The 18853-nt window shown below is 72.6% G+C and carries 15 protein-coding genes; 3 read left to right on the forward strand and 12 right to left on the reverse strand.

Annotated features, from left to right (window positions below; genetic code table 11):
* Positions 1-57: 57 nt before the first annotated feature.
* The 7 genes from PV721_RS28820 to PV721_RS28850 form a co-directional block, all read right to left on the reverse strand.
* Positions 58-2352, reverse strand: coding sequence for an MMPL family transporter (locus PV721_RS28820; protein WP_319729150.1), 2295 nt, complete (start codon positions 2350-2352; stop codon positions 58-60).
* A 149-nt stretch (positions 2353-2501) separates the two neighbouring features.
* Positions 2502-3005, reverse strand: a complete 504-nt coding sequence (locus PV721_RS28825; protein WP_319729151.1) for a hypothetical protein — start codon at positions 3003-3005, stop codon at positions 2502-2504.
* A 269-nt stretch (positions 3006-3274) separates the two neighbouring features.
* Complete coding sequence (locus PV721_RS28830) at positions 3275-3991, reverse strand: potassium-transporting ATPase subunit C (RefSeq protein WP_319729152.1); 717 nt, start codon at positions 3989-3991, stop codon at positions 3275-3277.
* Positions 3992-3997: 6 nt separating this feature from the next.
* Positions 3998-6103 carry a potassium-transporting ATPase subunit KdpB gene (gene kdpB, locus PV721_RS28835; RefSeq protein ID WP_319729155.1) on the reverse strand — a complete coding sequence of 702 codons (2106 nt, stop codon included), beginning with the start codon at positions 6101-6103 and terminating at the stop codon, positions 3998-4000.
* Positions 6100-7779, reverse strand: a complete 1680-nt coding sequence (kdpA, locus tag PV721_RS28840) for a potassium-transporting ATPase subunit KdpA (RefSeq protein WP_319729157.1) — start codon at positions 7777-7779, stop codon at positions 6100-6102. The genes kdpB and kdpA overlap by 4 nt, the downstream gene beginning before the upstream one ends.
* 8 nt (positions 7780-7787) lie before the next feature.
* The gene (kdpF, locus tag PV721_RS28845; protein ID WP_037807443.1) at positions 7788-7877 is read right to left on the reverse strand and encodes a K(+)-transporting ATPase subunit F; all 90 of its coding nucleotides are present in this window, start codon (positions 7875-7877) and stop codon (positions 7788-7790) included.
* Entirely contained in the window at positions 7874-8059 is a 186-nt protein-coding gene (locus tag PV721_RS28850; protein ID WP_319729161.1) for a hypothetical protein, read from the reverse strand. The genes kdpF and PV721_RS28850 overlap by 4 nt, the downstream gene beginning before the upstream one ends.
* Positions 8060-8317: 258 nt before the next feature.
* Here PV721_RS28850 and recQ point away from each other — a divergent pair, with 258 nt between their 5' ends.
* Entirely contained in the window at positions 8318-10318 is a 2001-nt protein-coding gene (gene recQ, locus PV721_RS28855; RefSeq protein WP_319729163.1) for a DNA helicase RecQ, read from the forward strand.
* A 59-nt stretch (positions 10319-10377) separates the two neighbouring features.
* On the opposite strand, the gene PV721_RS28860 is transcribed toward recQ, so the two are convergent.
* Positions 10378-10884 carry a hypothetical protein gene (locus tag PV721_RS28860; protein WP_319729165.1) on the reverse strand — a complete coding sequence of 169 codons (507 nt, stop codon included), beginning with the start codon at positions 10882-10884 and terminating at the stop codon, positions 10378-10380.
* A 170-nt stretch (positions 10885-11054) separates the two neighbouring features.
* On the opposite strand from PV721_RS28860, the gene PV721_RS28865 reads away from it, so the two are divergent.
* Complete coding sequence (locus PV721_RS28865) at positions 11055-12989, forward strand: tetratricopeptide repeat protein (protein ID WP_319729167.1); 1935 nt, start codon at positions 11055-11057, stop codon at positions 12987-12989.
* Between the two features lie 25 nt (positions 12990-13014).
* On the opposite strand, the gene PV721_RS28870 is transcribed toward PV721_RS28865, so the two are convergent.
* Together PV721_RS28870 and katG are read right to left on the reverse strand one after the other, a co-directional pair.
* Positions 13015-13371, reverse strand: coding sequence for a VOC family protein (locus PV721_RS28870; protein WP_319729169.1), 357 nt, complete (start codon positions 13369-13371; stop codon positions 13015-13017).
* A 91-nt stretch (positions 13372-13462) separates the two neighbouring features.
* Positions 13463-15652 (reverse strand): catalase/peroxidase HPI, encoded by a 2190-nt coding sequence (gene katG / locus PV721_RS28875; protein ID WP_319729171.1) that lies wholly within the window; start codon positions 15650-15652, stop codon positions 13463-13465.
* 189 nt (positions 15653-15841) lie between these two features.
* On the opposite strand from katG, the gene PV721_RS28880 reads away from it, so the two are divergent.
* Complete coding sequence (locus tag PV721_RS28880; RefSeq protein WP_319729173.1) at positions 15842-16270, forward strand: transcriptional repressor; 429 nt, start codon at positions 15842-15844, stop codon at positions 16268-16270.
* A gap of 52 nt (positions 16271-16322) precedes the next feature.
* Here the strand turns inward: PV721_RS28880 and PV721_RS28885 are convergent, their stop codons facing one another.
* Entirely contained in the window at positions 16323-17885 is a 1563-nt protein-coding gene (locus PV721_RS28885) for a DUF4139 domain-containing protein (RefSeq protein ID WP_319729175.1), read from the reverse strand.
* Positions 17886-17893: 8 nt separating this feature from the next.
* On the reverse strand, positions 17894-18853 hold a 960-nt coding region (locus PV721_RS28890), incomplete at its 5' end, for a DUF4139 domain-containing protein (RefSeq protein ID WP_319729177.1).

The raw sequence follows: 18853 nt of genomic DNA on the forward strand, positions 1-18853 counted from the left end.
GGGACGGGGTGTACGGGACGGGGGAGAGGTACGGGGATGAGGCCTGCGCCCTGCCGGTCAGCGGCGCGCGGGTGCGCGGGCGTGGTCGTGGGGGCGGACGGGGGTACGGACCGCGGTCCGGCCCTGTGGGGGGCACCGGCCCGGCGGGCACCTCCGGAGCGGGGGCGGACGGGACGCCGGGCGCGCCGCCCTGCGCCGCGGCAGCTTCGGCGCCCACCAGTTGAGGCCGCCCGCCAGGCGCATGAGCGCCGGTACGAGGACTCCGCGGACGAGCGTGGCGTCGAGGAGGACGCCGAGGCCCGCGCCGATCCCGAAGAACTGCAGGAGGGAGACCTGGGAGGTGCCGAAACTCAGGAGGGTGAAGGCGAGCAGGGCGCCGGCGGTGGTGACGATGCCGCCCGTGCGGGCGATGCCCGAGACGATCGACGCGGAATTGTCCTGCCCGGCGTCGTGCGCCTCCTTGATGCGGGCCAGGACGAACACCTCGTAGTCCACCGAGAGCCCGAAGACGATGCAGAACAGCAGCACCGGCATGGTCGTGCTGAGCGGGCCCGGCGTGAAGCCGAGCAAGTGGTGCAGATGGCCCGACTGGAAGATCCACACCATGGTCCCGAGGACGGCCGCGAGGCCCAGGGCGTTCAGCGCGATGGCCTTGAGGGGCAGGAGCAGGCTGCGGGTGAACGCGAACAGCAGGGCGAAGGTGGTGAGGGTGATCAGGGAGAGCGCCAGCGGGATCCGGTCTCCCACGGTGGCCTTGGCGTCGACCAGGACCGCGCTGGGCCCGCCGACGAGGACCTCGGCCCCCGCCGGGGCGGGAGCGCTGCGGATGTCGCGCACGAGCTGCTGGGCCGCGTGCGACTGGGGGTCGGCGAGCGGCACCACGGAGAGCCGCGCCGGGCCTTCGCCGACGGATCCGGCCGCGGAGCCGGCGGAGCGGGCGGAGCGGGCGACCGCAGCCTTCCCGCCGGACCGGAAGCTGCCCTCGGCACCCGTGACCTGGGCGACCTGCGGGAGCGCGGACAGCCGGCGGGCGTAGTCCTCCCGCGCCGACGGGGACGCCGTACCCGTGACGACGACCGTGAGAGCGCTGGAGCCCTTCATGTCGAAGGAGCCGCGCACCAGGTCCCCGGTCTGCCGGCTGGACGCGCTCACCGGCAGCGCCCGGTCGTCGGGAGTGGCGAAAGCGGCGTGCGCGAACGGCGCCGCGAGCAACAGCAGCAGGCCGATCACCGGCAGCGCCGCGACCAGCGGGCGGCGTACGACGATCCGCGCCAGCCCCTCCCAGAGGCGGGACCGCGAGCCGCTCTGGACCCGGCGGCGCCACGGGACGGCCCAGGCGTTCACCCGCGTGCCGAGCAGTGCGAGCAGCGCCGGCAGTACGGTCAGCGCGCTCACCGCCGCGATCACCACCACGGCGATACCGGCGTAGGCGAAGGAACGCAGGAAGTACGGCGGGAACACCAGCAGCGTCGCGAGTGCGGCGGAGACGGTGGCGGCACTGAAGACGATCGTGTGGCCCGCCGTGCGCACGGTCCGGATGGCGGCGTTGCGCGGCCGGTACCCGTCGGCCAGCTCCTCTCGGAACCGCGACACGATCAGCAGCCCGTAGTCGATGCCCAGCCCCAGGCCGAGCGCGGTGGTGAGGTTCAGCGCGAACACGGACACGTCGGTGACGGAGCCGAGGACGCTCAGGACCAGCAGTGTCCCGGCAATGGCCAGGACCCCGATCAGCAGCGGCAGGGCCGCGGCCACCACGCTGCCGAACACCAGGACCAGCAGGAGCAGGGTTCCCGGCAGGACGACGGCCTCGGCCCGCTTGAGGTCGGATTCCGAGAGGTCCTGGAGCTCGGCGTCGACGAGCGCCGTCCCTCCCACGTGCAGGGTCAGGGCCGTCTCGGGAAGGGCCGGGGCGGTCAGCTCCCGTTCCAGTTCCCTGACCCGGGCGCCGAGCTGCTCCCCCTCGCCGTCCACGTGCGCGACCAGCATGGCCGCGCGGCCGTCCCGGCTGCGTAGCTCGGCCGCCCCGCCGGTCCAGTACGAGGTCACGGCGCCGACGTGCGGGCGGGCGGCGAGGCGGCCGGTCAGGGCCTGGCCCTCGCTCCGGGCCGCCGGGTCGTCCACGGACCCGCCGCGTGCGTGTGCGACGACGACGAGGTTGGGGGACGCCCCCTGGCCCTCGGCCGCCAGGTGGGCGGCGCGGCTGGACTCGGAGCGCGGGTCGTCGTATCCCTGCGTCTTCAGCCGGCCGGTCGCCCCCGCGCCGAAAACGCCGGACACGACGAGGAACACGAGCGCGGCGAAGAGCACGAGTCGGGGGCGGCGGGTCACGAAGACCCCTGCGCGACGGGACACGGATGCCTCCGATCCGGGTGGCGTATCGGTCCTGCACTGGCGCAGGACGGTCATTTCCACCGTGCCCGGAGGAGGGACGGGGTCGTAGCCCCGGCTGTTCGTACCTTGACAGGAGCCGGCGGGGCCGCTCGCGGGGCCGGCGGAGGCCGTCACCGCAGGCCGGACACCCTGAAGACGGTGCGGGCGGTCTCCCGGTCGATGTGCTCGGCCAGCTCGCGCAGCGCGGAGGAGCCGAGCAGCAGCGTGCCGCGTTCGACCGAGGCACGGGTGTCGGCGTCCAGCCGGCGCCACATGGCCGGGTTGCGGGTCAGGACGGCCGGATCGAACTCGACGCTGCGTCCGTCGGTGTCCCGGAGCACGAGGCGCTGGGCCACGCCGTCGCACCACTGCAGGGAGGCCAGGGAGTCGGTACGGACACTGTGCCCGACCAGCAGTCCGCGGGTGCTCAGCCGGCCGGCCCGTACGGAGACCCGGGGCGGCAGCAGGATCACGAACAGCAGCGCGGCCAGACCCGTCCAGAGGGCGCCGCGGAGCACGCCGAGCTCGCCGGCACCCGCGTCCAGCACGAGCAGGGCCGCGAGGAACAGCGCGGCCGTGCAGATCGCGGAGCGTCGCGCACCGGCCCAGTGGATGTCCTCGGCGGGTCCGTCCATGGGGGCGACGGTAGGGCGGGCGACGGCGCGGGCCGTGCGCCTTGACGCACTGCTGGTACGAGGACTACGACATCTTGACCATGTCCCGTCAAAATGGGGCGCGTGGTGCGACGGTTGGTCAGAGCCGCCCCGCGGCGGGTTCGGGGGCGGCGGGGAGGGTGACGACCATGGTGAGACCGCATCGGGATGCAGCCTTCCTTCGTTGCGGATCGCCGTACGGACCCGCGAGCCGCGCGCCCCGCCGCTCCTCGGGTCCTGCGCGTCGGGCATCAGCTCGTGGTCAGTGCCTTGAGCGCGATGTTGAGTTCGAGGACGTTGACGCGCGGTTCGCCCATGAAGCCGAGGGTGCGGCCCCGGGTGTGGTCGGCGACGAGCTTCTCGACCCGCTCGACGTCGAGATGGTTCCGCTCGGCGACCCGGTGGACCTGGATCCCGGCGTACGCGGGGGAGATGTCCGGGTCGAGGCCGGAGCCGGAGGAGGTGACGGCGTCGGCCGGCACGTCCTCGGGTCCGACCCGGTAGGAGGCGGTGGAGTTGTCGGTGATGACGGCTTCCTTGGCGGCGACGACCTGGGCGCAGAGGGTGCCTCCCTCGGCGTCCTCGGTGCACCGGCCGCCCACGGCGCCGTTGTCGGCGGACCGGTTGGTGGCTCCGGAGAGGATCAGCGCGTACCGGGTGTTGACGCTGTTGCTGCCCAGTCCGTCGGAGGGGCGCGGCTGGAACCACTTGAGGTCCGGCTTCGCGGCCTCTTCGGCGTCGTCCGGGTCGTTCTTCGGCAGGTGGTAGGTCTGCCCTATGAGGGAGGAGCCCACGACCTGGCCGCTCTCGTCCTTGATCTCGGAGCCGTTGGCCTGGTCGTGGAAGAGGGCCTGGGCGACCCCGGTGACGGCGAGGGGGTACACAACCCCGCAGATCGCGGTGAGGACGAGGAGGGCGCGCAGCCCGGCCCCGAGCAGTCGTGCCGTGCTGGACACGGAAGAGTTCATAGCCGATCAGCCGATTCCGGGGATGAGGGAGATGAGCAGGTCGATGAGCTTGATGCCGATGAAGGGGGCGATCAGACCGCCCACCCCGTAGAGGCCGAGGTTGCGGCGGAGCATCTTGTCGGCGCTGGCGGGCCGGTACCGGACGCCCTTCAGGGCCAGCGGGACCAGCGCGATGATGATCAGCGCGTTGAAGATGACGGCGGAGAGGATCGCCGACTCGGGCGAGGACAGGCCCATGACGTTGAGCTTGTCGAGGCCCGGGTGGACCACTGAGAACATGGCCGGGATGATCGCGAAGTACTTCGCGACGTCGTTGGCGATGGAGAACGTGGTCAGGGCGCCACGCGTGATCAGCAGCTGCTTGCCGATCTCGACGATCTCGATGAGCTTGGTCGGGTCGGAGTCCAGGTCCACCATGTTCCCGGCCTCCTTGGCGGCCGAGGTACCCGTGTTCATCGCGACACCGACGTCGGCCTGGGCGAGCGCCGGGGCGTCGTTCGTACCGTCACCGGTCATCGCGACCAGCTTGCCGCCGGCCTGCTCCCGCTTGATGAGGGCCATCTTGTCCTCGGGCGTCGCTTCCGCGAGGAAGTCGTCGACACCCGCCTCCTGGGCGATGGCCTTCGCGGTCAGCGGGTTGTCACCCGTGATCATGACCGTCCTGATGCCCATGCGGCGCAGTTCGTCGAACCGCTCCCGCATGCCCTCCTTCACGACGTCCTTCAGGTGGATGACACCCAGGACCCGGGCGCCCTCCTCGTCCTCGACGGCGACCAGGAGCGGAGTGCCGCCCGCCTCGGAGATCCTGTCGGCGAGGAGGCCGGCGTCGTCGGAGACCCGGCCGCCCTGCTCCTGGACCCAGGTGATGACCGAACCGGCCGCACCCTTGCGGGTCTTCCTGCCGTCCACGTCCACACCCGACATGCGGGTCTGGGCGGTGAACGCGATCCAGTCGGCGTGCGACAGCTCGCCCTGATGGCGTTCGCGCAGACCGTACTTCTCCTTCGCGAGGACCACGACGGAGCGGCCCTCGGGGGTCTCGTCGGCGAGGGAGGTGAGCTGGGCGGCGTCGGCGAGCTCGGCTTCCGTGGTGCCCTTGACGGGCACGAACGCGGCGGCCTGGCGGTTGCCCAGGGTGATGGTGCCGGTCTTGTCGAGGAGCAGCGTCGACACGTCGCCGGCGGCTTCCACCGCACGACCGCTCATCGCGAGGACGTTGCGCTGGACGAGCCGGTCCATGCCCGCGATGCCGATGGCGGAGAGCAGCGCGCCGATCGTGGTGGGGATCAGGCAGACCAGCAGGGCCGTCAGCACGATCATCGACTGTTCGGCGCCCGCGTAGACCGCGAAGGGCTGGAGGGTGACGACGGCCAGCAGGAAGACGATGGTGAGGGACGCCAGCAGGATGTTCAGCGCGATCTCGTTGGGCGTCTTCTGCCGCGCAGCGCCCTCGACCAGGGCGATCATGCGGTCGATGAAGGTCTCGCCGGGCCTCGTCGTGATCTTGATGAGGATCCGGTCGGAGAGGACCTTCGTGCCGCCGGTGACCGCGGAGCGGTCGCCGCCGGACTCGCGGATGACGGGCGCGGACTCGCCGGTGATGGCGGACTCGTCGACGGAGGCCACACCCTCGACGACGTCACCGTCGCCGGGGATGACGTCGCCCGCCTCGCAGACCACCAGGTCACCGATCTTCAGCTCGGTGCCGGGGACCTGCTCCTCGCTCCTGCCGTCCCGGGTCAGGCGGCGGGCGACGGAGTCGGTCTTGGCCTTGCGCAGGGTGTCGGCCTGCGCCTTGCCACGGCCCTCGGCGACGGCCTCCGCGAGGTTGGCGAAGATCGTGGTCAGCCACAGCCAGGCGGTGATCGCCCAGCCGAACCAGTCCGTCGGGTCCTTGACCGCCAGGACGGTGGTGACCACCGAGCCGACCAGGACCACGAACATGACGGGCGATTTGATCATGACCCGGGGGTCGAGCTTGCGCACCGCGTCCGGGAAGGACTTCAGCAGCTGCTCGGGGTCGAACAGGCCCCCGCCGACGCGCCCGGCGCCCGGCTCGTGACCGCTGGGCACCTCCTGGTGCGGAGCCCTTGTGGGAGTGACGGTGCTCATGCTGCGAGCCCTTCGGCGAGCGGACCCAGCGCCAGGGCCGGGAAGTAGGTCAGACCGGTGATGATGAGGATCGTGCCGACCAGCAGGCCGGTGTAGAGCGGCTTGTCGGTGCGCAGGGTGCCTGCGGTCTCGGGGACGGGCTTCTGCTCGGCGAGCGAGCCGGCCAGTGCCAGGACGAAGACCATGGGCAGGAAGCGGCCGAGCAGCATGGCGATGCCGATGGTGCTGTTGAACCACTGCGTGTCGGCGTTCAGGCCCGCGAAGGCGGAGCCGTTGTTGTTGGCGCCGGAGGTGTAGGCGTAGAGGATCTCCGAGAAGCCGTGTGCGCCGGAGTTCGTCATGGAGTTGCCGGGGGTGGGCAGGGCCATCGCCGCGGCGGTGAAGCACAGGACCAGGGCGGGCGTGATGAGGAGGTAGCAGGCCGCGAGCTTGATCTCGCGGGTGCCGATCTTCTTGCCCAGGTACTCGGGGGTGCGGCCGACCATCAGACCGGCGATGAACACCGCGATGATCGCCATGATCAGCATGCCGTAGAGGCCGGAACCGACGCCGCCGGGCGCGATCTCGCCGAGCTGCATGCCGAGCAGCTGGATGCCGCCGCCGAGCCCGGTGTAGGAGGAGTGGAAGGAGTTGACCGCACCGGTCGAGGTGAGCGTGGTAGCGACGGAGAAGATCGAGGAGGCGGCGATGCCGTACCGGGTCTCCTTGCCCTCCATGGCGCCGCCCGCGACGTCGAGGGCCGGGCCGTGGTGGGCGAATTCGGTCCACATCATCAGTGCGGTGAAGCCGATCCAGATGACGCCCGTCGTCGCGAGGATCGCGTAGCCCTGCTTGACCGAGCCGACCATCTTGCCGAAGGTGCGGGTCATCGCGAACGGGATGAGCAGGATCAGGAATATCTCGAAGAGGTTCGAGAAGGGGGTGGGGTTCTCGAAGGGGTGGGCCGAGTTGGCGTTGAAGTAACCGCCGCCGTTCGTGCCCAGCTCCTTGATGACCTCCTGCGAGGCGACCGCGCCGCCGTTCCACTGCTGGGTGCCGCCCGTGCCGTGCTCGTTCAGGAACTGGCCGACCTCGTGGATGCCGGCGAAGTTCTGGATGGCGCCGCAGGCGACCAGGACGATCGCGCCGATCACCGAGATCGGCAGCAGGATGCGGACGGTGCCGCGGACCAGGTCGGACCAGAAGTTGCCGAGCTCCCCGGTGCGGGAGCGCGCGAAGCCCCGTACGAGGGCCACGGCGACGGCCATGCCGACCGCCGCGGAAACGAAGTTCTGCACCGCCAGGCCGGCGGTCTGCACGACGTGGCCCATGGCCTGCTCGCCGGCGTACGACTGCCAGTTCGTGTTGGCCACGAAGGAGGCGGCGGTGTTGAAGGCCTGGTCGGGGTCGATCGAGGCGAAGCCGAGCGAGCCGGGCAGGCTGCCCTGCAGGCGCTGCATCAGGTACAGGAAGAGGACGCCGACCGCGGAGAAGGCGAGGACGCCGCGCAGGTAGGCGGGCCAGCGCATCTCGGTCGACGGGTTGGCGCCGATGGCCTTGTAGATCCACTTCTCCGGTGTGGAGTGCTTCTCGGAGGAGTAGACGCGGGCCATGTGGTCGCCGAGCGGACGGTAGGCCAGCCCGAGCGCGGCGATCAGGGCGAGCAACTGGAGCACACCAGCGGTTACGGGGCTCATATCGGTGCTCAGAACCTCTCCGGGTACACGAGGGCGAGGACGAGGTAACCCAGCAGGGAGACGGCCACGGCGAGGCCGACGATGTTCTCGACGGTCACAGCTTGGCCACCCCTCGGGCGATGAGAGCCACCAGCGCGAAGACCGCGACCGTGGTGACGACGAAGGCCAGATCGGCCATCGTGAGCTCCTGGATGAAGTGAGTGATGTGAATCGGCCAGCCGGCCGATGACCAGATAACCCCGTCTTCATCACGGTGCTGATGCGCTTTGACGGCCTCCATACGTAGGCACGGGATCTCTTGACGCCTCCCTGACGGAGGGCCGCCGGAGCCGCCGTCAGCCCCGGTGGGAGAGGCCCGCGGGGTCCAGGGCGGCGCCGGCCCGAGCCGCCGGCGCCGACGGCCACCTGCGGTGCCCGCCCGGCCGGGGGCGGGCACGGGCGGGCGGTCGGGAAGCAAGCGGCCCGGACGCGCCGCGGGTCGTCCACAGGTTCCGGTGAGCGGGGCAGGGGTGTCGGCGGGTGCCGCTAGGCTTCTCGAATGGCCGCTCCGGACACCACCCACGAAATCTCCGATGCTCTGCAGGTGCTGCACCGCGTCTTCGGTTACAGCTCCTTCCGCGGCGAGCAGCAGGAGATCATCGACCAGGTCGTCGGCGGCGGTGACGCCCTCGTCCTGATGCCGACCGGCGGCGGCAAATCGCTCTGCTACCAGATTCCGGCGCTGGTCAGAGACGGCACGGGTGTCGTGATCTCGCCGCTCATCGCACTCATGCAGGACCAGGTGAACGCGCTCACCGCCCTCGGGGTGCGGGCCGGGTTCCTCAACTCCACGCAGGACCCGTACGAGCGGCAGGCCGTCGAGCAGGCCTTCCTCGCCGACGAGCTGGACCTCCTCTACCTGGCCCCCGAGCGGCTGCGCACCGAGGGCACCCAGCGGCTGCTCGACCGGGGCAAGGTGTCGCTCTTCGCGATCGACGAGGCGCACTGCGTCGCCCAGTGGGGTCACGACTTCCGGCCCGACTACCTCGCGCTGTCCATGCTGCACGAGCGCTGGCCGAAGGTACCGCGGATCGCGCTGACCGCGACGGCCACCGAGGCCACCCACGCCGAGATCGTGGCGCGGCTCGGTCTGGAGGACGCCCGGCACTTCGTCGCCAGCTTCGACCGGCCGAACATCCAGTACCGGATCGTCCCGAAGAGCAACCCGCAGCGGCAGCTGCTGGACCTCATCCGGACCGAGCACGAGGGGGACGCCGGAGTCGTCTACTGCCTCTCGCGGGCCTCGGTGGAGAAGACCGCGGCCTTCCTGGCCGAGCAGGGCATCGACGCCGTGGCCTACCACGCCGGCATGGACGCCCGTACGCGCGCGGCGAACCAGGCGCGCTTCCTGCGGGAGGACGGGGTCGTGGTGGTGGCCACGATCGCCTTCGGCATGGGCATCGACAAGCCGGACGTGCGCTTCGTGGCACACCTGGACCTGCCGAAATCGGTCGAGGGCTACTACCAGGAGACCGGCCGCGCCGGCCGCGACGGGGAACCGGCCACGGCCTGGCTGGCCTACGGCCTGCAGGACGTGGTCCAGCAGCGCAAGCTCATCGACGGCTCCGAGGGCGACGAGGCGCACCGCCGCTCCCTCGGCATGCACCTGGACGCCATGCTCGCGCTCTGCGAGACGGTCGACTGCCGCCGGACGCGGCTGCTGGAGTACTTCGGGCAGACGGGCGAGCCCTGCGGCAACTGCGACACCTGCCTGACGCCGGCCGAGTCCTGGGACGGGACGGTCCCGGCGCAGAAACTGCTGTCCACGGTGTGGCGGCTCGCGCGGGAACGGCGCCAGAAGTTCGGCGCCGGCCAGATCATCGACATCCTGCAGGGCAAGAAGACGGCCAAGGTCATCCAGTTCGACCACGACGGGCTCTCGGTGTTCGGCATCGGAGCCGATCTGAGCACCGCGGAGTGGCGCGGGGTCGTGCGCCAGCTGCTGGCGGCGCGGCTGCTGGCGGTGGAGGGCGACTACGGGACGCTCGTGCTGACGGACGACAGCGGCGAGGTGCTGGGCGGGCGCCGCAGCGTTCCGATGCGCAAGGAGAAGGCGCCGGCCGGCCCGGCGAAGAAGGAGTCCGGGTCGCGCTCCGGGAAGGGCGCCCGCGTGCCGGTCGACCTGCCGGCCGGGGCCGAGCCGTTCTTCCTGGCGCTGCGCGCCTGGCGGGCCGCGACGGCGCGCGAGCAGGGCGTACCGGCGTACGTGGTCTTCCACGACGCGACGCTGCGCGAGATCGCGACGCGACTCCCCGCCACCGAGGCGGAGTTGGGCACCATCGGCGGGGTCGGCGAGGCCAAGCTCGCCAAATACGCCCAGGGCGTCCTGGACACCCTGGCGGAGTGCAACGCCGCCGGGCCTGCCGCTGCTGCCGCCGGGCCGGGGCCTGCCGCCGCCGCGCCGCAGGCCGCATCCGCCCGGCCGGTCCCCGTCGGCCCGGCCGACGAAGAGCCGCCCTTCGACCTGGACGAGGAACCGCCGTGGGACGACTGGGAGTAGCCGGTCCCCAGTGACCGGTTCCGGCGCCCGGCAGGCACATTGGCCGCCGGGGCCCGCGGTCAGGATGCGATCGGGTGGCGGGCCAGGAACCGGGCCGGCTCTTCGGCCACCGGCCGGGGCCGTTCGATGTGGGGCAGGTGGCCCACCCCGTCGACGACGTACTCCTCGATGCCGGGCACGTGCGAGCGGAGGAACGCCGCGACCTCGACCCACAGGGGCCGGGTGCCGCTGCCCAGCACGGACAGCACCGGCCGGCGGATCGCCGCTGCGTTGCCGGGCCCGAACCGCCAGTCGGCCGGGGCGGGGAGCTCGACCCCGAAGAACGTGTCGGCGTCCTTGACCGCCTGCTCGACGCTGCCCGGGCATGCGCTCGTCGAGCACGGCCCGGCAGCGTTCCGGTTCCATTCCGCTGACCGGTCGACGAACTCGCACGGGCCGTCGGGCCCGGCGGACGCGACCGGCGCGCCGGCGACGCCTCCGAACGGGCCCGGACCGTGCGCAAGGCCATCGGCCGCCTCCGCGAAGCCGCTCCGGAACTCGGCGACCACCTCGACCGCGATCCGCACCGGCGCCTACCGCGCCTACGTCCCCGGACCCGCGCGTTTCTTTCCCGTGGTCCGTCCGACCACCGGTGGCGCCGGCCCGGGACGTGCCGGAACGGGCGGGACCCGATGGGGGATCCCGCCCCCGTACGGGCTACTTTCGTAGCCACGACCGGCGTGGGGGAGTGGGACCTGTGGACGAGCGGCTCGAAGCCGAAGGCGAAGTGGCGGTGGCGCGGCTCGCCATCGACAGCGGTGACCTGCCGCACGCGGCGACGCACCTCGGCAACGCACTCACCGCCGACCCCCGGCACCCCGACGCCTACGAGGCGCTCGCCGAACTCCTCGCGGCCGCCGGTGGCCACGCCGCCGCGCTGAGGCTGTTCGCCGACGACGAGCCCACCATCGGCGCGGTGGCCTGCGTCGCCCAGCTCCACGCCGCCGTCGGGGACTGGGAGCCCGCCGTCGGCGTCCTCGCCTCCGTGATCGGAGCCGACCCCGCCCGCCCCTGGGCCGAGGTCGCCTGGCTGGCCGACCCGGCCCTGCCCGGCCGGCTCGCACCCTCCGCCGTGGCCCAGTCCGTCGCCCGGATCTCCCGTTACCTGCCCGAACCCCTGCCGCCGCCGCTGCGCGACGGGGTCCAGCCCTTCTACGCACTGGTCAGGGCCTGCGTCGCCGCCCACCCGCAGCACGTACTGCTGAACACGCTGGCCTCCACCCTGGCCCGCCGCTTCGGCGACGTGGCCGACGCCGTCGCCTGGGCCGAGCGTGCCCAGCGGGCCGAAGGCGGCCACTGGCAGGCCATCGTGCTGGGCTCCGCGCTGCGCGCCGCCGGGCGGACCGACGAGGCCCTCGCCGTCTGGGAAGCCGAGATCGCCCGCGACCCCTCCGACCGGGACCTGTACGTCGACGTCGCGGAGCTGTACGGGCGGACCGGCCGCCCCGACGCCGGACTGGCCTGGCTCGAACGCGCCCTCGCCGCAGAACCGGACCACCCCAAGGCCGCCCCGGCCGTGTTCGCGCTGCGCCACGCCGTCGACGGCGGCACCGCGCACCTGCTGGCCCTCGCCGACCACCTGCGCACCCACCCCGAACACGGCTACGCCGCCCAGCTCCTGGACGAGCTGTGCCAGGACCGGCCGTGGCTCGGCCACGTGCACCCCGCCTCCGAGGCGAGCGTCGACGTGCTGCACCAGATGCTCGCCGAGCCCGACGCCGCCCGCGACCACGAGATCGAGCTGCTCATCTCGAACCTGGAAGCCCCCAGCACGCGGCTCGCCGTCACCACGGGCTTCCCGCGGGCGCAGATCGCCTACCAGGCAGTGGCCGCTCCCGACCCCCGGGAGCCGCAGCGCCCGGTCGGCGTCCGGCTGTGGGAGTTCGGCGGCCCCGAGGGACTCGACGCCCGGCCCGCCGTCGCCCCGCCGACGCCCGAGGCGGCCGAACGCGTGCGCCAGATCGCCGCGTTGAGCTGGGCCGCGCCGGGGGCCGCGTACGACCACGCCGTACGTCTCGCCGACCTGAGCGCCGAGGACCTGCTGGCCGTCTGCGTGCACCCGCCGCTGCCGCGCGAGGGCGACCAGGGCGAGTACCTGCTGGGCCGGCAGCCCGAGATGTGGGTCCGCGCCGTGCAGACCTTCGCGTGCCTGGGCCTGGCCCACCACCGCGCGGACGAGCCCTGGGAGGGCTCCCGGCGCAGGGCCCTGCTGCTCGACCTGCTCTTCGGCCCCGAGGACTGGACCAACGAGGCCGCGGGTTTCGCGCTGCTCGCCACCGCCTGGGTCGACCCCGCCGTCCGCGAGGACGTCGGGCAGCAGCTCGCGGACCGGATGATGGGGGTGGGCGAGGCCTGGCGGCAGCGCGACGCGACGATCCTCGCCTCGCTGTGCCGCCTCGTACAGGCGTGCCCCTGGCTGGATCCCACCTTCCTCGACCTGGCCGCGAAGATGCTGACGGCGGTGGCCGAGTTCGACGCACGGGTCCCGGACGACGACGAGCGACGCCGCGCGGAGCTGACCGCCGCGATGGAAGCACGCCAGGCGGGCTCCCCGGCGTCGGCACCGCCGGGCGACCGGGAGGGCCGTAAGCGCCGGTCCCTCCTCGCCCGCCTCCGGGGCCTCGGGCGCTGAACCGTCGGGCGGGGCGGCCGCCGGGTCAGGTGCGGCGCGGGGCCAGGACGCAGAACTCGTTGCCCTCCGGATCGGCGAGCACGACCCACGTCACCTCGGGGCCCTGCCCGACGTCGGCCGGGCGCGCGCCGTGCGCCAGGAGGCGGCGTACCTCCGCCTCCTGGTCGTCCGGGCGGAAGTCGAGGTGGAGGCGGTTCTTCACCGTCCTGGCGTCCGGCACCGGCACGAAGAGCACCCCCGGCAGCCGTTCGGGGGCCGGGCGGATCTCGTACTCGTCCGGGTCGTCGTTCACGACGACCCATCCCAGGGCCTGCGCCCACCAGTGCCCCAGGGCCGCCGGGTTCGCGGCGTCGACGACGAGCTGCTCCCACTCCAGTGCCATGCGCCGAGCGTAGGCCCCGGCGCCGGGGCCCGCACCCGGCCGGATCCCCGGGTACCGGCCGGCCGGTGAGGGGCCGGCCGGGACCCCGGGCTCAGGCGAGGTCGAACCGGTCGAGGTTCATCACCTTGTCCCAGGCCGCCACGAAATCGCGTACGAACTTCTCTCCCGCGTCCTTGGACGCGTAGACCTCCGAGAGCGCCCTCAGCTGGGAGTGCGAACCGAACACGAGGTCGACGGCGGTGGCGGTCCACTTGGCCTTGCCCGTGGCGACGTCCTGGCCCTCGAACACGTTCTCCGCCGTGGCCGACGCCTTCCACTCCGTACCCATGTCGAGCAGGTTGACGAAGAAGTCGTTGGTCAGCGTCCCCGGCCGCTGGGTGAACACGCCGTGGGAGGACCCCCCGAAGCCGGTGTTCAGCGCCCGCATGCCGCCGACCAGCACCGTCATCTCCGGTGCAGTCAGCGTGAGCATGACGGCGCGGTCCAGCAGCAGGGTCTCCGGCGACAGCTTCTCCCCCGCCGGGAGGTAGTTGCGGAACCCGTCCGCCTTGGGTTCGAGCACGGCGAACGCGTCCACGTCGGTCTGCTCCTGCGAGGCGTCCGTGCGCCCCGGTGCGAACGGGACCGTGACGTCGTGCCCGGCCGTCTTCGCGGCCTGCTCGACGGCCGCGCACCCGCCCAGGACGATCAGGTCGGCCAGCGACACCTTCATCGCCCCTGCCTGCGAGCCGTTGAAGTCCCGCTGGATCCCCTCCAGGGCCTGGAGCACCTCGGCCACCTCGGGCAGGGCGTTGACCTCCCAGTCCTTCTGCGGAGCGAGCCGGATCCGGGCCCCGTTGGCCCCGCCCCGCTTGTCGGTGCCGCGGAAGCTCGCGGCCGCCGACCAGGCGGTGGTGACCAGCTGGGAGACGGACAGTCCCGAGGCGAGGATCCGGGCCTTCAGATCGGCGATCTCCGCGTCCCCGACCAGCGGGTGATCGACCTCGGGTACGGGGTCCTGCCACAGCTGCGGCGCGGGGACCCACGGGCCGAGGTAACGCGAGACGGGGCCCATGTCGCGGTGCAGCAGCTTGTACCAGGCCTTGGCGAAGGCGTCCGCGAGCCGGTCCGGGTTCTCGTGGAAGGCCTTCGAGATCGGCGCGTAGACCGGATCCATCTTCAGCGAGAGGTCCGTCGTCAGCATCATGGGAGCGTGCCGCTTCGACGGATCGTGGGCATCGGGCACCGTGCCCTGGGCCGCGGGATCCTTGGGGGTCCACTGCTGCGCGCCGGCCGGGCTCGTCGTCAGCTCCCAGTCGTAGCGGAACAGGTTGTCCAGGTAGCCGTTGTCCCACTTCGTCGGCTCGGAGGTCCACGCGCCCTCGAGCCCACTGGTGAGCGAGTCGACGCCGCTGCCGCTGCCGTACGAGTTCTTCCACCCGAGGCCCTGCTGCTCGATCGGGCAGGCCTCGGGCTCCGGACCGATGTACTCGGGCCCGACCGCGCCGTGGCACTTGCCGAACGTGTGGCCGCCGACGATGAGCGCGACCGTCTCCTCGTCGTTCATCGCCATGCGCGCGAACGTCTCGCGGATGTCCCTGGCGGCGGCGATCGGATCCGGGTTGCCGTTGGGCCCCTCCGGATTGACGTAGATCAGCCCCATCTGCACGGCGCCGAAAGGCCCGGTGAGTTCCCGGTCGCCGCTGTAGCGCTCGTCTCCGAGCCACGTGTCCTCGGGCCCCCAGAAGACTTCCTCGGGCTCCCAGATGTCCTCTCGTCCGAATCCGAATCCGAACGTCTTGAATCCCATCGATTCCATCGCACAGTTACCGGCGAAAACCAGAAGATCGGCCCATGAGATCTTCCGGCCGTACTTCTGCTTGACCGGCCAGAGCAAACGACGGGCCTTGTCGAGGCTCGCGTTGTCCGGCCAGCTGTTGAGGGGGGCGAAGCGCTGGGCGCCGGAGCCGCCACCGCCCCGGCCGTCCTCGATGCGGTACGTGCCCGCGGCGTGCCAGCTCATCCGGATGAAGAGCGGCCCGTAGTGGCCGTAGTCGGCGGGCCACCAGTCCTGCGAGTTCGTCATCACCTCGAAGACGTCCTGCTTCAGCGCGTCGAGGTCCAGGGAAGCGAACTCTTCCGCGTAGTCGAAGTCCTCACCCATCGGATTGGATTGGGGCGAGTTCTGGTGGAGAACCTGAAGGTCCAGCTGATTCGGCCACCAGTCCCGGTTCGTCCGGGGGCGAGTCGGCGCGGGGGCCGGGGCGGGGATGACTGGGTTCTCGCTTTCGCTGCCGGACACGTCAGCCCTTCTTCCTGTCTCGGTGTTTCCCTCTGTTCACGAACGACGCCGATAATCGAGCCAGTATCGGCGTCCGTATGGTCGCGCACCGCGGACCGCGCGGCCGCGAGAACACGCAGAGGGTGACGGAAGCGGCAGGGGAATGGGAATTGTTTCCCGGCCCGGAGTGCAAGGGAGAGGCGAACCGGCATGAGTGACCTGATGGAGCGGCTCCGAGGACACGGCTGGCGCATGACGTCGCAGAGGCGTGTCGTCGCGGAGGTCCTCGACGGCGAGCACGTGCACCTCACGGCGGACGAGGTGCACGCCCGCGCGGCCGAGCGGCTGCCCGAGATCTCCCGGGCCACCGTCTACAACACCCTGGGCGAACTCGTCTCGCTCGGTGAGGTCGTGGAGGTCTCCGCGCACGGCCGCGCCAAGCGCTACGACCCCAACGCGCACCAGCCCCACCAGCACCTGGTGTGCTCCGGCTGCGGCCTCATCCGCGACGTCCACCCGACCGGCGATCTCCTGGCCGGCCTCCCCGTGGAGGAACGCTTCGGCTTCACGGTGTCCGAGGCCGAGGTCACCTACCGGGGGCTGTGCCCCTCCTGCGCCTCAGGCCCGCCGCCCGGGTGAGTGCCCGGAGCGCGGCGGGCTCGGACTCCGGCGGGCCGGGAGCGCGGCGGGCTCAGAGGCCGGCGACCTTGGAGCTCGCCGACAGCTCGTAGACCAGCGTGACCGTGCGCCGGCCGCCGGGCGGGAGGGCGACGTCCCAGCGGGCGATCCCGTCGGCGTCGACCACCTCGGGCGGCGGGGAGCAGGCGTCCTTGCGCAGGCGTACCTCCACCGCCGAGACCTCGGAGACCGGGATCCGCTCCCGGAGCACGACCACCCGGTGACCGCGCTCCCCGGGGGCGGAGAACCGGGACAGGTGCAGCCGGACCGTGCGGGTGACCACGGTCCGCTGCATGATCCCGGCGGACTCCCGGGACTCCTCGGCCCGCCGGACCACCCCGTGGTCGTCGCAACTGCCGAAGGCGAGCTCGACGGGGGCTCCGGGAGCGGTGAAGTCCAGCGTGCCGCGGCCACTGAATCCGCTGCCGCGGACCAGGTCCACCGGCCCGGCGAGCAGCGCGTGGCCGGACAGGTTGTCGCACCTCACCACCTGGGTGACCAGCGGCGACACCTCCGGAGAGCAGGCGTACTCGCTGCTCGCGTCCGCGGTGAACACGGAGAGCGGCACCCGGTGGGCGCGGCCGTCCGCGGGCACGGACACCGGCGCGGGGGAGTGCAGCACGCGCGCCTCGCCGCCGTCGTCCACGCCGGGCAGGCCGAGCACCGGGGCCGGGCCGAGCGACCCGATCTCCTCCTCGCGCAGCTCCACGTCGACCGTGCGGCGCTCCGCCGCGGAGCGGTCCTTGAGCGTCAGCCGGTCCTCGCCCAGCCGGGGCGGGTCGGTGGCCAGCGCCGAGCGCGCGGTCGACAGGGTCAGCCGTACGTCCGACCAGTCCTCGCCGGTGCGCTGCCAGACCACCGCGTCGGTCTCCAGGGTCAGGGCGTCCCCGTCGAGCACGGCCCGGTAGGCGGGCCGCCACAGCGCGCACGGGGTGAGGTGGCTCAGGCGCAGCCCGACCGGCCCGGCGACCGCGGCCTCCACCGTCAGCTCCACGTGGCCGACCAGCTCGGCGGGCTCCTCCTCGGAGAGGTCCATGGCCCGCCGGACCGCGCCGAGTTCGGTGCCGAGCTCGGCCAGCCGGACCTCCAGGGTGCGCAGTTGCTCACCGTACGTGTCGCGCTCCGCGTCCAGCCGGTCCAGTTCGCGGGTCCAGCGCGGCCGTTCGGCCTCCCCCGAGCCGGCGCCCTCACCGATGTCCCGCAGCAGATCCGCGGCGAGGCGGCCGAGCAGGTCGAGGCGGGCGCACAGCCGGTCGCGCCGCTGCTCCAGCGCTGTCTGTTCCTCTTCCAGGGCGTGTTCGCGCAGGCGCAGTGCGGAGTCCGCGTCGGCGGAGGGCAGCGGCCCGCGCGGCTTCCAGCTGCGGACGATCCGCACGTCGAGCACGGTGGCCGGGTCGTCGGCGGTCAGCTCGGCATGGAGGGTCCGGTCGACGGCCAGCGCACTGACCGGCCCGAGCCGCAGCCGCTGGACGCCGGCCTCCAGGTCGAGCACGACGGTGCGCTCGACATGGGCGCGGTCCTCGAGACAGGTGACGGCGGTGACGGGGAGGGGGATCGGCTTCGGGGCCGTGGACATGGGGTGCGTCAGCTCCTGCGGTTGCCGCCGACCAGGGCCTTACCGGTCGGGATGCGGATCTCGTAGCCGCCGCCCAGGGCGGCGGTGGCGCCTGCGGGCAGCTCCAGCCGCCAGAGGCGGGTGCCCGGGGCATGCTGTTCGGGCCCCTTGCCCTCCTCGGGCGCCGTCCAGTCGGCCCGTTCCTCGATGCGGACGTCGGGATCGGAGGTGACCGGAACCCGCTCGCGGACTTCGACGGTGACGGGCCTGGCCAGTCCGTTGGCCAGCTCCACGTGCACGCGGTGGTCGAGCACGGTGGTGTTGTTGCGCAGGCCCGCGGTCGACTCGTGCACGTTCGTGCGGCGGGTGACCCGGATGCCCTCGGCGCGCCCCAGCCCGACCCGGCGGACACCGCCGGGGGCGAGCGTGGGCAGCGCGGCGGTCAGCAGGAACTCGTCGTCGACGACCACCTCCACCGGGCCGGCCAGCAGCGCCTGGTCGGTGGCGTTCGAGAGCACCAGCGTGGCGTACACGGTCTGCTCGACGGAGGGCACGCAGAGGTACTCGGTGCGCAGGCCGACCGGGACCTCTGCGACGGTGACGGTGTGCCAGGTGCCGTCCGACGGGACATCGGCGCGGGCGGCGGCGTCGAAGCGGTGGTCGAAGGAGCCCGCCGACTCGCGGGGCCGCACGGCCTGTCCGGGCAGCGGCAGCGCGGCCACCGCTTCGGCACGGCGGCGGCACTCGGCCGCCACCGGATCGGAGGGAGCGCCGGGGAACAGCCGGCCCCGGCGGCCGCCCTGTTCGTCGGGACCGCACAGCGTGAGGGCGGCGTAGTCGAGTTCGGCCCCGCTCGGCTGCGGCGGGCCGGCCACCGCTTCCGGCGGGGGCGGCGGCGCGCCCCCGCCCGGAGCCGCGGGAGCCGCGGGAGCCGCGGGTGCCAGCGCGGCGGGCGGCATGGGGGCGGGGGCCCCTGCGAAGGACCGGGA

This window comes from Streptomyces sp. MB09-01, from assembly GCF_033794505.1.
Taxonomy (GTDB): domain Bacteria; phylum Actinomycetota; class Actinomycetes; order Streptomycetales; family Streptomycetaceae; genus Streptomyces.